Below are 15,299 nucleotides of genomic sequence, written 5' to 3' on the forward strand. Positions count from 1 at the left end.
GCGGGTGGTGACGGCGGGGCGGGTGGGCATGGCAGTGGCGCCGCCGGGGGACTCGCAGACGAGGCCGGCCACCCGGAGCGCGAAAGCCACCCGCTGCTGCCAGCCGAACGGGTCCGTCGGCTCGCCGTCAACCAGGAGGTCCGCGATGAGGGCGCCCATCACCGAGTCGCCGGCGCCGGTGGCGTCCACCGCCCGGATCCTGGGCGCCGGGATGCGTACCAGGTCGGCCCCGGCGGCGACCAGCGCGCCGTCCGGGCCGAGGGTGACCACCACCGTCCCCGCGCCCAGTTCGCGCAGGTACGCGGCGACCCCCTCGACCGGCTCCTGCGGGTAGAGCAGCTTGGCGTCTGCGGTGCTCAGCTTGACCAGGTGGGCGCTGGCCGCGAACTCGGCCACCACCTCGCGGAGTTCGGCCAGCGCCCCGGGACCGTCCAGCAGCCGGGGCCGGACGTTCGGGTCGAACACCCGCAGCGCACCGGCGATCTGCCAGGCCCGCCGGGCGGCGGCCAGCACCGGCGGTTCGAGCAGCACGATCGACCCGCAGTAGAGCACGTCGGCGCCCTCGACCAGCGCCACGTCCAGGTCGTCGGCGGTGAGCAGGGCGTACGACCGCGGCTCGCCGTAGAAGCGGAAGTCCGGTTCCGGGCCGGCGAAGGTCGCCACCGCCAGCGCGGTCGGCGCCGGTACGGTCACCGCGCCGGCCACCCCCACGCCGGCCTCGGTCAGGAAGGCGCGGATCCGGTCGCCGAGCGCGTCGTCGCCGAGTGACCCGACGAACTGGACGTCACCGCCGAGCCGGGCCACCGCCACGGCCACGTTGAGCGGGCCGCCACCGATGGCCTGCCGGTAGACGGGTTGCCCGTCGTACTCGGCGTCGAGCAGGTCGACCAGCGCCTCACCGAGCACCACCGCGTACCCCATCGTGGATCCCTTCCGTCGTCCGCCGCCGTACCCCCGATCCTGACCTACCACGGGAGCCGGCGCACGGCCCCCGGAAAGGACCCGCCCGAGGGAAGTCCGGTCAGCGGACCATGCTGCCGACAACCGGCTTGGTGAGCAGGGCGGACTGGTTGCGCTGGATGCCCGGGTCGAGGGTCTTCGCCACGAAGATGGCGTGCCAGATGCAGAAGATCAGCACCGTCCACACCTTGCGGGAGTGGTCGGCCTCCTCCCGCTTGTGCTCCTCGAGCAGCCGCATCGCGTACGGCAGGTCGATCAGGTCACCGGCGCCCGAGGTGGCCAGCACGTGCCGGGCCCACTCGTACATCTCGCCGCGCAGCCAGACCCGGGTCGGGGTCGGGAAGCCCAGCTTCTTCCGGTTGACGATGGCCGGCGGCACCACGCCCTGCAGCGCCTGGCGCATCGCGTACTTGGTGGCGTCGGAGCGCGGCGGAAGCTTGAGGTCCACCGGGATGGTGGCCGCCACGTCGAAGACCTCGCGGTCGAGGAAGGGCACCCGGACCTCCAGCGAGTGCGCCATCGAGATCCGGTCGGCCTTGACCAGGATGTCGCCGCGCAGCCAGGTGTAGAGGTCGACGTACTGCATCTTGGTGACGTCGTCGAGCTCGGTGCACTCGGCGTAGATCGGCGCGGTGACGTCGGTGTAGCGCACCGAGGGGTCGTAGCGGCGCAGCAGGTGCTGCTTCTCCTCCTCGGTGAACATCCGGGCGTTGCCGTAGTACCGCTGCTCGATCGGGGTGGTGCCGCGCTCCAGGAAGCTCTTGCCCTTGACCCCCTGCGGGATCGCCTTGGAGACGGCCCGCAGCCCCTTCTGCACGCCGCCTGGCAGGCCGTTGACGGTGCCGAGCGAGAGTGGCTCCCGGTAGATGGTGTACCCGCCGAAGAACTCGTCCGCGCCCTCGCCGGAGAGGACCACGGTGACGTGCTCGGCGGCCTTCTTGGCGACGAAGTAGAGCGGGACCAGCGCCGGGTCGGCCACCGGGTCGTCCAGGTGCCAGACGATCTTCGGCAGCGCGTCGATCATGTCCTGCGGCCCGATCTTGGTCGGGATGGTGGTCACGTCGAGGTGCCGGGCCGAGTCCTGGGCCACGTCGATCTCGGAGTAGCCGGGCACGTCGTACCCGACGGTGAAGGTGAGGATGTTCGGGTTGAACTCCCGGGCCAGGGCGACCACCGCGGTGGAGTCGATGCCGCTGGAGAGGAACGAGCCGACCGGTACGTCCGAGCGCATGTGCATCCGGACGCTCTCCCGCAGCGTCTCCCGGATCTGGTGGTAGAGCTTCTGCTCGTCGGAGACCGGGGTCGGCCGGAAGACCGGCCGGTACCAGCGGTGCACCTCGATCCGGCCGCCGGGCGTCCAGGTCAGGTACTCCCCCGACCCGATCCGGTTGATCCCCTTGTGCAGCGTGCCGGGCTCGGGGACGTACTGCAGGGTCAGGTAGTGGCTCAGGTTGGCCGTGTCGATCCCCGCGTCACCCTGGTACGCCGACTGGGCGAACGGCAGCAGCGCCTTCTTCTCGGAGGCGAGGTAGAGCCCGTCGGCGGTCTCCAGGTAGTGCAGCGGCTTGATGCCGAAGTAGTCCCGGGCGCCGAAGGCCCGCCGTTCCTGCCGGTCCCAGATGACGAAGGCGAACATGCCACGCAGCCGGGTGAGCACCTGCTCGCCCCAGTAGTGGTAGCCGGCGACGATCACCTCGCCGTCGCCGTTCGTGGCGAACTGGGCGCCGAAGTCCCGAATCAGCTCCTCGCGCAGCTCGATGTAGTTGTAGATCTCGCCGTTGAAGGTGAGCAGGTAGCGCCCGTCCGCGTAGGGCAGCGGCTCGTGGCTGAGCGCCACGTCGATGATCGCCAGACGCTTGTGCGCGAACACTCCGTCCGCGTACCGGCCGGTGGCGTCGCCGACCACCTCGACCCCGGTCTCGTCCGGGCCGCGGTGGTGCAGGCACTCCAGTGCTCCGGCGATGTGGTCGCGGTGGGCGGCGGCGTCGCCGCGCGCGCTGAAGAAGGCCAGGAGTCCGCACATGGTCATCATCTTTCCACGCGGCCGCAGCGGGCGTCGCGGCACCGCAGGGTCTCCCCGTCGCGCTCCGCGCGATACCGTCTGGACCAGCGACGAGGCTCGAGGAGGGCGGATCATGGCCGAGGAGCGGGCGCAGCAGGGCAAGCCGGCGGACGGCACCGAGTCACACGACCCGGACTTCCCGGAGGCGTTCCTGACGTTCATGCGGCAGGGCTGGCGGGACACCGAGCTGCCGGTGGGCCCGCGGCCGGAGGTGCCCAACTACGCCAAGCGGCGGGCCGCGCTCTCCGCGGCCTTCCCCGGCGAGACGCTGGTGATCCCCACCGGCGGTGAGAAGGTACGCGCCAACGACACCGACCACCCGTTCCGGCCGGGCAGCGACTTCGCGTACCTGACCGGCGACCACGACCCGGACGGCGTGCTGGTGCTCCGGCCCAACGGCGACGCCACGCTCTACATGCGGCCGCGGTCGTCCCGCAAGACCGACGAGTTTTTCCGCAGCCGCCACGGCGAGCTCTGGGTGGGCCGGCGCCACACGCTGCACGAGAAGTCGACCGAGCTGGGCCTGCCGACCGCGGACCTGGCCGAGCTCGACGCGGCGCTGGCCGACCTGGCCCCGGGTCGTACCCGGGTGCTGCGCGGCTTCGACCCCCGGGTGGACGCGGCCGTCCGCCCGTACGACGGCGCCCGCGCCGAGGGCCAGCCGGCCCGCGACCGGGAGCTGGCGATCGCCATCTCGGAGCTGAAGCTGGTCAAGGACGAGTGGGAGATCGCCCAGCTCCAAGAGGCCTGCGACGCGACCGTGCGTGGCTTCGAGGACGTCGCCCGGGCGCTGCCCGCCGACCGCGGCGTCTCGGAGCGGCTGCTGGAGGGGATCTTCGCGCTGCGGGCCCGGCACGACGGCAACGAGGTCGGTTACAACTCGATCGTCGGGGCCGGCGAGCACGCGACGATCCTGCACTGGGTGCACAACAACGGCGCCACCCGTCCCGGCGAGCTGCTGCTGATGGACATGGGCGTGGAGAACCGCAACCTGTACACCGCCGACGTGACCCGGGTGCTGCCGGTCAACGGCCGGTTCACCCCGCTGCAGCGCCAGGTGTACGACGCCGTCCACGCCGCCCAGCAGGCCGGCATCGATGTCATCAAGCCGGGCGTGGCGTTCCGGGACGTGCACCTGACCGCCATGCGGGTGCTCGCCGAGGCGCTCAAGGACCTCGGGCTGCTGCCGGTGAGCGTGGACGAGGCGATGGACCCGGCCTCCACCGTCTACCGCCGGTGGACCCTGCACGGCACCAGCCACATGCTCGGCATCGACGTCCACGACTGCGCCAACGCCCGCAAGGAGACGTACCGGGACGGGCCGCTCGGCGAGGGGTACGTGCTCACCGTCGAGCCGGGCCTGTACTTCCAGCCGGAGGACGAGCTGGTCCCCGAGGAGCTGCGCGGCATCGGCGTCCGGATCGAGGACGACATCCTGGTGACCGCGACCGGCGCGGTGAACCTCTCGGCCGGGCTGCCCCGCGGCTCCGACGAGGTGGAGACGTGGCTGGCCGAGCAGCGCGAGGCCGGGCCCCGGCTGCCCGGCTGATTCCCGAGTACGACCCACGCGGCGGGCCCCGCCGCCGGTGTCCGCGACGTTCCTCGTCAGCGACCCGGCGGCGGGGCCCACCGCCGTTTGCCCTGGTGAAGCCCTCCGCCGGTGCGCGGGCTTTGGACTCGCGCCCGGAGCCGTCCTGGTTGACCGCTCTCGGGGATACCGAGAGGTTCCGACCGCCTCCTGCCCGTTTGGACGGCTCTGGCTCGCGACCGGGGTCGTAGGCCTGACGGGAGCGGTGAGCCTCGCGGGGGTCGCCTACGCGACCACCGGGGGCAACGGCACCCACCGGACCGACCTGAAGCGGTCCACCACCCAGCAGATCACCCGCGACGGCGCCCCGAGCGGCGACCAGAACGCCCAGGACCAGGCGCGCCCGGACGGCAAGGCCAGGGGCGGCGCGGAGGGGGGGAGGTTCAGGAGGTGCCGTGTGACGAGAAGGAGCTGGTCAAGGCCCTCGACCTCGCCAACCGGAACGCGGGTGGCACGCTCAAGCTGGCCAAGGACTGCACCTACGAACTGGACAGGTTCGACAAGAAGTCCGGCACGGGCCTGCCGACCATCAAGCAGGACATCACCATCGAGGGTGACGGCTCGACGATCGAGCGGGACTCGAAGGACGCGTTCCGGATCTTCCGCGTCGCCAAGGACGGCGATCTCACCCTGAAGGACCTCATCGTCAAGAGCGGCACCGCCACCGAGTCGAAGCGGAAGCACGAGGACGGGGAGCCGGCGTCGACGGTGCAGTCCGCACCTCCGTCCAAGCACCCGCACGACCACCGGGCGGACGGCGGTGGGCTGCTGGTCGAACGGGGCGGCCACGCCGTGCTCAAGGAGACCACGTTCACCCGCAACAGCGCTTCCGGCAACGGCGGCGCGATCGCCAACTTCAGCCACGTCGAGGCCGAGAACACCGCGGTCGATGACAACCACGCCGGGCGCAACGGCGGCGGCATCTTCAACAACAAGGGCACCGTCACCCTGACCAACACCTCGGTCACCGAGAACAAGGCCCACATCACCGGCAAGGACCACCACGTCGCCGGCGGCATCGTCAACGTCCCGCCCGGCACGGTCACCCTCGACGCCAGTCCTTCGTCATCAACAACGACCCCAAGGACTGCGTCAACGTCCCCGGCTGCGAGCACTGAACCACCGCACCGCGGACAGCCGGACAGCAAGGAGCCGACCCCCTGCCACCGAGGTGGCAGAGGGTCGGCCCGTTGCGCCGTTCTACTTCTGGACGAAGACCGCCACGCTGCGGGCCGGCACGGTGAACGTGCCGCTCGCCGCGTCGAACGTGGCCGTGCGCAGCACCGAGTCGGCCGAGTTCGCCAGCACCGGGTGCAGCGCCACGTTCGCGCCGCGCAGCCCGGTCACCGTCTGCTCCGCCGCCTTTGGGGTGGCGTTGAAGACGACGGTCACCGACTTCCACTTCCCGTCCAGCCCGCGGGCGTCCAGCGTCATGGTCAGCACGCCCGGCGTCTCCTGCTCACCGGAGAGCGGGAAGGCCACGCGCTGCTGCACCTGGTCGGCCGTGGCCAGCCCGAAGACCGGCGACGACTGGCGGATCTTCAGCAGCTCGGCATACCGGGCGTCGGCCAGGTTGATCGCCGCGCAGTCCGGCACCAGCTTCTCGTCGGCCAGCAGCGGCTTCGCGTACGACCACTTGCTCTGGTTGTCCTGCGCCGGCGGGAGCCCGGCGCCGAAGGCGTTGCCCTGGGTGCAGTCCCAGCGGATCTGGTTGAACCAGTCGCCGGAGTTGAACGAGTTGCGGTCCAGCGACTTGGAACGCAGCCGCTCGGAGCCGGCCGTCACGAAGCCGGTCCCCTGCCCCATCACCACCGTGCTGAGGGCGAGTACCTGCATCCGGGCCCGATCCTCCGCCGAGGTGCCCTGCGGCAGCTTGTACGCCAGCGCGTCGTACAGGATCTCGTTGTCGTGCGCGTCGACGTACGTGACCGCCTCGCCCGGCGCGGCGGTGTAGCCGGCCGGCGCGCCGTTGTAGTCGACCTGCGCGCCGGTGACCTCCTTGCCCGACGAGTCGGTGAACCGGTAGCCGCGGAGGTTGCCGGCCAGACCGACCTTGATCAGGTCCTGCTGGTGCAGCAGCCGGGCCTTCTGCTCGGCCGTCGAACCGTTGACGTCGTCGCCGTTCGGGTCGGTGTACAGGCCCGACGCGAAGCCCTGGATCCGCGGGTTGCCGTCGAACGGGCCGCCGCCGCGCACCGCGTCGCGGAGCCGGTCGTTGAACGTGCCCACCCCGGTGCCGGCCATGTTGGCCTGGGTGGCCTGCACGAAGCGGGCGTCGTTGGCGATCTCGCCGAAGTTCCAGCCCTCGCCGTAGAGCAGGATCTTCTTCCCGTCCACGCCGTCCTTGTCCACGGTGAGCTTGTTCAGCGCGGCCCGTACGGCCAGGATGTTCGCCTTCGGGTGGTGACCCATCAGGTCGAACCGGAAGCCGTCCACCTTGTACGCCTTGGCCCAGGTGACCACGGAGTCCACCACCAGCTTGCCCATCATGGCGTGCTCGGGGGCGGTGTTGGCGCAGCAGGTCGAGGTGGCGACGCTGCCGTCGTCCAGCAACCGGTGGTAGTAGCCCGGCACCACCTGGTCCAGTACCGACTTCGGGTCGGTGCCGGCGGCCGAGGTGTGGTTGTAGACGACGTCCATCACCACTCGCAGGCCGGCGTTGTTGACCCCGGCGACCATCTGCCGGAACTCGGTGGTCCGCTTCGCCCCGGCCGGGTCGACGGCGTAGCCGCCCTCCGGCACGGTGTAGTGCAGCGGGTCGTACCCCCAGTTGTAGCCGTCGGAGTCGGCCACGGCCATCACGCACTTCTGCTGCTCGTCGGAGTCCGGCGGCAGCGCGGCCAGGTCGCAGGCGGGCTGCTGCTGGTCGGCCCGGCGCTCGGGGATGGTGGCGAAGTCGAACGCCGGCAGCAGGTGCAGGTAGTTGACCCCGGCGTCACCGAGCGCCTTGAGGTGCTTCATGCCGGCGGTGTTCGGGTCGGTGAAGGCGAGGTAGGTGCCCCGCCGCTCGGCCGGAACGGTGGCATCGGCGACGGAGAAGTCGCGGACCGACAGCTCCTGGATCTGCGCCTTCGACGACGGCACGGCCGCCGGCTTGCGCAGACTCGCCCAGCCGGCCGGCGCCAGCGCCGGGTCGCTGAGGTCGACGACCTGGCTGTGCGTCGAGTCCGGCGCGAGGGCCAGCGAGTAGGGGTCGGTCACCGAGGCGGTGACCACCTTCTGCGCCGCCGGCTGCCAGGCCTCGACCTGGTACCGGTAGTACTTGCCGGTCCAGCCCTTCGTGCCGCGTACCGACCAGACGCCGGTGCTGTCGTTGCGGCTCATCGACACCGACCGCGGCTCGGCCGTGGGCGAGTCGAAGAGCTGCAGCGCGACCTTGCGGGCGGTGGGCGCCCAGACCGCCAGGGTGGGTACCTTGTCGGCGAAGGTCGGGCCGAGCTTCACCTCGGTGGCCGCCTGGTAGAGGTCGTCGAGCACGCCGGGGATCTGCACCCCGGTCGCGCCGAGGAGCTTGCCCTCGGCGTCGCGCTCGGTGACCACGAGCTGGCCGCGCAGCGCCGCGGGCACCTTGCCCAGGTCGGCCGGGTCGAGGGTGAAGGCCCGGTACGACCACAGGTGCGGGTACGCCTGCCGCTGGGCCTCGGTGAGCCCGTTGCGCTGCGCCCGCAGCGGCAGCGTGGTGTACGTCCCGGTCAGCTCACCGTCGGCGATGCCGAGGCCACCGGTCGGGGCGGCCACCAGGGCGTACTGCTTGCCGTCGGTCGGCCCGGTCTGCCAGGCGACGGTGGAGCGGTCGATCCACTGCGCCTTCTGCTTGCTGATGTCGAGGTCCTTGGCGACGCCGGAGGAGGTCGACGGCAGCAGCCGGCCCTTGACGCCGGCGAGCAGCCAGATCTCGTGTCCGGCGGTGGCGAAGTCCAGCCGCTGGTCCTCGGGCTGATCCTTGGTGTCGCCGTTGTGGATGATGTAGCTCAGCCCGGTGGCACCGGCCGCGAGGGGCACCCGGAAGACCGCACCGAAGGAGTCGATCTTCTCCGGCTTGAGCGGGCTGCCCCAGTCGGTCGGGTTGGCGGCGCCGTCCCACAGGTGCAGGCCCCAGCCGTCGTAGTTGTTGTCGGCCTTCCGCCAGTGAATGACCGCGGTGCTCTGGTCGACCGCCGGGTCCGGCTCGCCGGTGGCGGCCTGCCGGGTGGGGTAGAGCGCGGCGTCGCCCTGCTTGACCCAGACCTCGCCGGTCTGGGTCACGTCGATCGTGCGGTCGTTGGCGACGTCCTTGTTTCCGTTCTTGTCGACCACGAGGAACCCGACGGACTTGGCACCGGGCTTCAGCTTGACCCAGGCGAACCGGCCGTAGGAGTCCTCACCGGCGAACGGCTGCCCTTTCGGCCAGTCGGTCTGGTACGCCGGGTCGATGTCGCCCCAGGTGTAGAGGCCCCAGTCGTCGTACCCGCCGGCCGGCCGCTGGTAGTGCACCACGGCCCAGTCGCGGGAGGCGCTCTGTGCCGGGGTGCCGACGATGCCAATGGAGCGGGTGCTGGCGATCCGGCCCTTGCCGTCGCGGACGACGGCCTTGTACTCGACCTTGGTCCCACCGGCCAGGCCGGTGAGGTCGTGGTAGACGGTGTACCTGGCCTTGTGGGCGCTGCCCAGCAGGGTCCACTTGCCGCCGGGGACCCGGGCGGCGAAGGTGACGGTGGCCAGCGGGTCGCCGGTGACCTGCGCGGTGACGGCGGCCTTGGTGGCGACCGGGGCGTCACCGGGCTCGGTGATGGTGATGCCCGGCGCGGCGTCGGCCTGCGGGATCGCGCGGTCGGCCTGGAACACCATTGCGGACATCGCCGGTACGGTGACGCTCAGCTTGCCGTCGGCGCCCGCGGTCGAGGCCGCCGAGCCGCCGTAGATGCCGGTGAAGGTGGCACCGGCCGACCAGGTGTCCACGGAGACAGTCTGCTCGGTCGCGGCGTTGTTGACCGCGACGACGTACTCGGTGCGGTCGGTCGGCAGGATCCGGGAGAAGGCGAAGACGCCGGGGCCGTCGGCGGCGTACCGGGTGACCTGGATGCCGTCCCGCAGGGCCGGGTGCGCCTGCCGGAGCTGGCCCAGCTCGGCGATCGTGCGGTACAGCGGGTGGTTCTTGTCGTACTGGTCGCTGGCGTGGGTACGGGTGGTGCCGATCAGGTCGTCGTCGAGGTAGTCCGGCACCTGGCTGGCGAACATGTCCTGCCGGGCGTCTTTGTCCCCGCCGGGGCCGGTGAAGCCCTGCTCGTCACCGGAGTAGACGACGGGCTGACCCCGGGTGAGGAACATCAGCTGGTGGGCAAGCTGGTCGCGGCGCAGCTGGGCGGCGTCGTCCCCACCGGTGGCGGCGATGAACGAACCGATCCGGCCCATGTCGTGGTTGCCGAGGAAGGTGGTGAGCCGGTTGGCGTCGGTGTCCCGGGCGGCGTAGAGGTCGTCGCGGGCGTACACGTCGGCGAGCGTCTTGGCGGAGCCGTCGGCGGCGGTGTAGCCGCGCGCGGCCTCCTGGAAGGAGAAGTCCAGGGTGGCCGGCAGTCCGCCGCGCCGCACGTACGTCGACTCGATCTCCTGGTCGGCGCTGTAGACCTCGCCGAACATGAAGAAGTCCTTCTTGCCGGCCTGCTCGGCGGCCTTGGCGATGCCGCGGGTGAACTGCGGCCAGAAGTCGAGGTTGGCGTGCTTGACGGTGTCCAGGCGGAAGCCGTCGACGCCGGCCCGGCCGATCCACTCGCCGTAGATGTCGGTCATCCCGCGGACCACCTCGGGACGCTCGGTCCAGAGGTCGTCCAGGCCGAAGAAGTCACCGTACTCGCTGTTCTCGCCGGAGAACGTCGAGTCACCGCGGTTGTGGTACATGGTCGGGTCGTTCAGCCACGCCGGGACCTTCACCTTGGCGTCGGCGGCGTTGGCGAACGTCGGCGTGTACGGGAAGGACTTCTCGTTGACGTCGGGGAAGTCCCGGGTGCCGTCTGCGTAGTTGCGGTCCTCGAACGCCCGCCCCTCGGCATCCTTGTACGGCGCCGTCTTCTTGTCGACGTAGCCGTACTTGTTCTCGGCGTACTTGATGACGTCGGCGGTGTGGTTGACGATGATGTCGAGGTAGACCTTGATGCCCCGCTGGTGGGCGAGCGAGACCAGCTTCTTCAGCTCCTCGTTGGTGCCGAAGTGCGGGTCGACCTGGGTGAAGTCGGTGATCCAGTAACCGTGGTAACCGGCGGACACGTCCGCGCCGGTGCCCTGCACGGGCCGGTTCTTGAAGATCGGGGCCATCCAGATGGCGGTGGTGCCCAGGCCCTGGATGTAGTCGAGCTGGTCGATGACGCCCTTGAGGTCACCGCCGTGGTAGAAGCCCTTGTCCTTGGGGTCCAGGCCGGTGCTGAGCCGGTCGCCGGTGAGGCCGCCGGTGTCGTTGCGCTTGTCGCCGTTGGCGAAGCGGTCCGGCAGGACGAAGTAGAACTGCTCGGCCTTGGCGGCGGTGTTGCCGGCCTTGAGCAGGGCGTCCGCGGACGGCTCCTGCTGCCACTGCGCCGCGCCGGCGGCCGCGAGGAGGTCGGTGCCGGAGCTGTCGGTGGCGTCGGCGCCCAGCTGGTGAACCGCGACCGGCACGCCGACGAGGGCGAGGGTGAGGGTGGTGACCAAGGCGAGCAGCGCCTTGCGAGATATCGGCGGGGGTTTCATCGACGGCCTTCCTCTGGTCGCTGATTCGCCCGCACGCTACTTCTTGCCGAAACATTCTGCAATACCTTGCAAACCGCGTCGCAACAAAGCAGTCGGCTTGCGAAACACACCGTCGCCACCGGGCAGCCCAATGGTCGCCGAGAGTGATTACCGCCGCCGGCGCGCGCCGGCGAGCGGCCCGAGGGAAGTCCCGGAAGGGTGCCCGGTCCGTGACCGTCCTGGCAGGACGCCGGGGTCAGCCGATGGAGCAGGCGGCACCGTTGACGGTGCACTGGCCCGGCTGGTCGCCGGTGCCGGTACGGCTGAACCGCATCTGCACCGTGGCGGTCCCGCCGGAGGCGAGCGGGCTGGTGCTGCGCAGCACGAACACGCCGCCGCCCTGATTGCTGACGGACACCCCGGAGGCGGAGGACGCCTGGATGCTCTTGACGTTGCCGGTGAAGAGCAACTCGACCCGCCAGTCCTGGCTCCGCGCCGAGCCGTTGGTGACGGTCAGCCGGGCGTCGAAGAAGTCCCGCTCACTGCGGGTGACCTGGTATCGCGCGGCGACCGTGCCGGTACGCGGGGCCGCCGCTCCGGCGGCCGAGGTCGAGGGCCGGGGCGAGCTGGCCTTTGGCGACGGGCTCTCGCTGCTCGACGGCGTCGGGGAAGCGGTCGTGTCGACGGCGACCAGCGGGGCGTCGCTCGGCGTGGGGGAAGCCGTCGTGGCCGCGATGGTGGGCAGGTACATCGGCGGTGCCGGCGGTGGGGCCGCCTGGCGCTCCGGGCCGCGGATGGAGAGCAGGGTGAAGAGCACCAGGGCGGTCAGCAGACCGGTGCCGAGCAACACCACGACCCACGGTACGGAGGTCACCACTTTCGGTGCTGACCCGCTCACCGGCTGGTCGTCATCCCCCACACTCATCTGGTCCCCCCTTGTTGCAGCCGACGCGCCAGCGTAACGACCCCGGTCAAATACTTGCAGCAGGCCCACCATGATCGAACCGTCCGGTTGGCGGGACCTGGAAAACGGATGGTCGGCATGCGCGGCTTCCGGTCTACTGCCGACCGTGCCCACGCTCAGTCCACCGACCGAAGGGTGCGGCGCAGCTCTCTCGCCGCAACGCTCCGATGGACCGAGGGTGACGAGTCCGGGCTCGCGGCGTCGCACCGCTGACCCGCCGGCGGTCAGGCCGTACGGATCACGGTGCAGATCGCGGGGCCGTCGTCGGTGGCCCGCAGCAGGTAGCGATAGCGCTCGCCCGGCACCGCCTGCCCCTGGCTGTCCAGGAACTCCCACCGCACCGCAACCTCGCTGAGCAGGGCGGAGACCTGCTGTACGTCCTCGATCTGCGCGTTCGCCGCGACAAGTTCGCGCTCCTGGTAGTCGGGTGCCGCGCCGACGAAGGAGAGCGCCACCGCGGCCGGCGAGGTGAACGAGAAGCTGTACGTGTCGGCCACGACCAGCCCGGGGAGGGCGTAGCAGCCGGCGATGGCGGGCACGTCGCCGGCGGTCAGCGCCACGCCGTACCGGTCGAAGAAGTCCGTCAGCGTGTCGAGATCCGTGGAAGCCTTCACGCGCGTCTCAATCTCCAGCGGAGAGGCGCGGCAAACCTGCTCAACGCGGCGGGATCCGCACCTCTATCTCGGCACCGAGCTGGGCACCGCCGGCAAGGTGGAGGTCGTCCCCGCTCCAGAACCGACCGGGGTCGTACCAGTTGGGACGGCGGCCGGCGGGCAGCAGCCCCATCGCCTCGTAGGTCACCGCCACCACCTCGGCGCAGTACGCCGTCTCCAGCGCCCGATCGGGCACCGGCACGCCACCGTCCCTCCCGGACAACGCGGGGCGCCGCACGTTCGGGGCCCGACCGCGCACCCAGCGCCAGGCGAGCTGCGCGGTGGACGGGAACGGCGTGCCGTCGAGCCGGGCGACGGTCCGCAGCACCGCCTCCTCCATGCCGGCGTCGGCCGGCGGTTCGAGCTGGCGCAACCAGCCGCGCTGGCCGTACCGATTGGCCCAGACGCAGACCGCGTCCCGCAGGTCGTGCAGCTGCACGCCGCGCTGGTGGGTCCCGGTCCACATGTCCGGCAGCGAGCGGCCCAGCTCGGCGTGCCACATCAGCGGCGGCATGTCGTCCAGCACCACCGCCATGCCCACGTGGTTGACCGGACTGTTGGTGGTGAACTGGATGGCCCGGTCCGGCACGCTGCGGCCCCGGAACACCCACACGTCACCGGTCCGGGTCAGCTCCACCGCCTCGTCCAGGCTGATGCTCATGCCGTCGTCCCGCTGCACTCGCTCATGAACGACTACCCTAGGCCGATGCGGCAACGGATGCGGTGGTGGAAGCTGCTCGGACTGGCCGGCCTCGCCGGCGTCGCGGCGTCCGGGGTGGTCATCGCGCGGGCGGAGCGGCGGCGCCGGGCGTACACCCCGGAGGAGATCCGGGACCGCTTGCGCGAGCGGCACGCGCAGGCCGCCGGGGGCAGCACGCCCGCCGACGACCCGGCCTGACCCGACGCCGCGCCGGTCAGCCTCCGTCCGGGGCCGTCCGGCGCACCGCCTCGTCGAGCGCTTCGGCGGTACGGCCGACCAGCGCGCCACCGTCGTCCAGCAGCAGGATGGGGCGCTGGATCAGCTCCGGGTGAGCCACCATCGCCGCGACCCAGCGGGGTTCGTCGGCGTCGTCCCGGGGCCAGTCGGCCATGCCGAGCTCGACCGCGGCCGGCTCCCCGGCGCGGCAGATGTCCCAGGCCCGGGCGTCGAGCCGGCGCAGCACCTCGGTCAGCTCGGCGGCGCTCGGCGGCTCGGTCAGGTACGCCCGCAGCCGGTACGGCACCCGCGCCTCCTCCAGCGTCGCCCGGGCGGCGGCGCACTTCGAGCAGGACGGGTTGTTCCACATCTCCATGACCGACATGGTGGCAGACCGGCCGGAACGTCCATGAAGGACGGCCGACGGGGTAGCTGAACCCCCAACCACGGCTTACGATGACGACATGCAAAACAGTATCCTACAGACACAGTTTGTTCTCTCCCCACCGGCGGCGCCGGTCGAGCGGCGCGGCGCCGTGGATCTCCACCTGCCGTCGCGGGCCGGATCCCACCCGGCGGTCGTCGTGGTGCACGGGGTTCCGCTCCCGCCAGGCGTCGGGGACCCGCGGGAGTGGCCGATCTACCGCGGCTACGGGGCGTTCCTCGCCGAGCAGGGGGTGGTGGCGGCGCTGCCCAGCCTCCCCGTCGAGACGCCGGCCGATCTGCCGGTGGCGGCGGAACAGCTCAGGGCGGCGGTGGAGCAGGTCCGCGCCGATCCCCGGGTGGACCCGGACCGGCTGGTCCTCTGGTTCTTCTCCGGCTCCGGCCTGCTGCTCGGGGACTGGCTGCGGGACCCGCCGTCGTGGTTGTGCGGCCTGGCGGCGACGTATCCGCTGCTCGCTCCCCTGCCCGGTTGGGTGGTCGACGCCCGGTTCCGACCGGTCGACGCGCTCGACGCCGCCGCCGACATCCCGCCCCTGGTGCTGACCCGGGCCGGCCGGGACCGCCCGGAGGTCGTGGCGGCTACGGACGCGTTCATGGCCGTAGCGACGCGTCGGGGGACGCCGGTGCGCTTGGTGGACGTACCGGACGGCCGGCACGGCTTCGACATGTTGGACCACACCGAGCAGTCCCGCGACGCCGTCCGAACCGCCCGCGACGCCGTCCTGACGATGCTGAGCGCCGACCGCTCGCGCTCCTGACCCCGCGGGAGCCCCGCCAAGATCACGGAGACGGTGGCCTCGGTGCGCCGGGAGGCCACTGTCTCCGTGAAATTGCGGATGGCGCGGGCCGGGCGGGCCGTCGCCTTGGTGCGTCGAATGTCCGGTCCCGGTGCGTGCGGTGTCCGGTCCTGGGGGTGGGTGTCCCGTGGGCGGGGCCACCCGTGCGGCGGAATCATGCCCACCCCCGGGTCGTTGAACATGGCATACCCACCGGCGCTCCCCCGCGCCACGACGGGCCCCCGCCCGGCGGAATGCCTA

The 15,299-nt window shown here is 71.4% G+C and carries 11 protein-coding genes; 3 read left to right on the forward strand and 8 right to left on the reverse strand.

From position 1 onward, the window contains the following. A partial coding sequence (locus DKL51_RS17700; RefSeq protein WP_148097812.1) for a carbohydrate kinase family protein occupies nucleotides 1-921 on the reverse strand: 921 nt, incomplete at its 3' end. Between the two features lie 100 nt (nucleotides 922-1,021). Beyond that, entirely contained in the window at nucleotides 1,022-2,983 is a 1,962-nt protein-coding gene (gene asnB / locus DKL51_RS17705; RefSeq protein WP_109942955.1) for an asparagine synthase (glutamine-hydrolyzing), read from the reverse strand. 112 nt (nucleotides 2,984-3,095) lie between these two features. Here asnB and DKL51_RS17710 point away from each other — a divergent pair, with 112 nt between their 5' ends. After that, nucleotides 3,096-4,571, forward strand: a complete 1,476-nt coding sequence (locus tag DKL51_RS17710) for an aminopeptidase P family protein (RefSeq protein ID WP_109942954.1) — start codon at nucleotides 3,096-3,098, stop codon at nucleotides 4,569-4,571. 264 nt (nucleotides 4,572-4,835) lie between these two features. Here the strand turns inward: DKL51_RS17710 and DKL51_RS34995 are convergent, their stop codons facing one another. From DKL51_RS34995 to DKL51_RS17740, 5 genes are all read right to left on the reverse strand, one after another. After that, nucleotides 4,836-5,615 carry a hypothetical protein gene (locus DKL51_RS34995; RefSeq protein WP_165824327.1) on the reverse strand — a complete coding sequence of 260 codons (780 nt, stop codon included), beginning with the start codon at nucleotides 5,613-5,615 and terminating at the stop codon, nucleotides 4,836-4,838. A 195-nt stretch (nucleotides 5,616-5,810) separates the two neighbouring features. Then, nucleotides 5,811-11,306, reverse strand: a complete 5,496-nt coding sequence (pulA, locus tag DKL51_RS17725) for a pullulanase-type alpha-1,6-glucosidase (RefSeq protein WP_109965062.1) — start codon at nucleotides 11,304-11,306, stop codon at nucleotides 5,811-5,813. Between the two features lie 235 nt (nucleotides 11,307-11,541). Then, complete coding sequence (locus DKL51_RS17730; RefSeq protein WP_123809665.1) at nucleotides 11,542-12,210, reverse strand: cellulose binding domain-containing protein; 669 nt, start codon at nucleotides 12,208-12,210, stop codon at nucleotides 11,542-11,544. Between the two features lie 263 nt (nucleotides 12,211-12,473). Continuing rightward, on the reverse strand, nucleotides 12,474-12,863 hold the full coding sequence (locus tag DKL51_RS17735) for a DUF6841 family protein (RefSeq protein WP_109942950.1): 390 nt from the start codon (nucleotides 12,861-12,863) through the stop codon (nucleotides 12,474-12,476). Nucleotides 12,864-12,903: 40 nt separating this feature from the next. After that, the gene (locus DKL51_RS17740; RefSeq protein ID WP_109942958.1) at nucleotides 12,904-13,563 is read right to left on the reverse strand and encodes a hypothetical protein; all 660 of its coding nucleotides are present in this window, start codon (nucleotides 13,561-13,563) and stop codon (nucleotides 12,904-12,906) included. Between the two features lie 57 nt (nucleotides 13,564-13,620). Between DKL51_RS17740 and DKL51_RS17745 the strand changes: the two genes are divergently transcribed. Then, nucleotides 13,621-13,800: a hypothetical protein gene (locus tag DKL51_RS17745; RefSeq protein WP_185734835.1), complete on the forward strand. Its 180-nt coding sequence runs from the start codon at nucleotides 13,621-13,623 to the stop codon at nucleotides 13,798-13,800. Nucleotides 13,801-13,816: 16 nt separating this feature from the next. Here DKL51_RS17745 and DKL51_RS17750 read toward each other — a convergent pair whose 3' ends face one another. Beyond that, complete coding sequence (locus DKL51_RS17750; protein WP_109942957.1) at nucleotides 13,817-14,194, reverse strand: ArsC/Spx/MgsR family protein; 378 nt, start codon at nucleotides 14,192-14,194, stop codon at nucleotides 13,817-13,819. 88 nt (nucleotides 14,195-14,282) lie between these two features. On the opposite strand from DKL51_RS17750, the gene DKL51_RS17755 reads away from it, so the two are divergent. Beyond that, the gene (locus tag DKL51_RS17755) at nucleotides 14,283-15,020 is read left to right on the forward strand and encodes an alpha/beta hydrolase (RefSeq protein ID WP_109942948.1); all 738 of its coding nucleotides are present in this window, start codon (nucleotides 14,283-14,285) and stop codon (nucleotides 15,018-15,020) included. Nucleotides 15,021-15,299 lie beyond the last annotated feature (279 nt).

Source organism: Micromonospora globispora, assembly GCF_003857015.1.
GTDB classification, from domain to species: domain Bacteria; phylum Actinomycetota; class Actinomycetes; order Mycobacteriales; family Micromonosporaceae; genus Micromonospora; species Micromonospora globispora.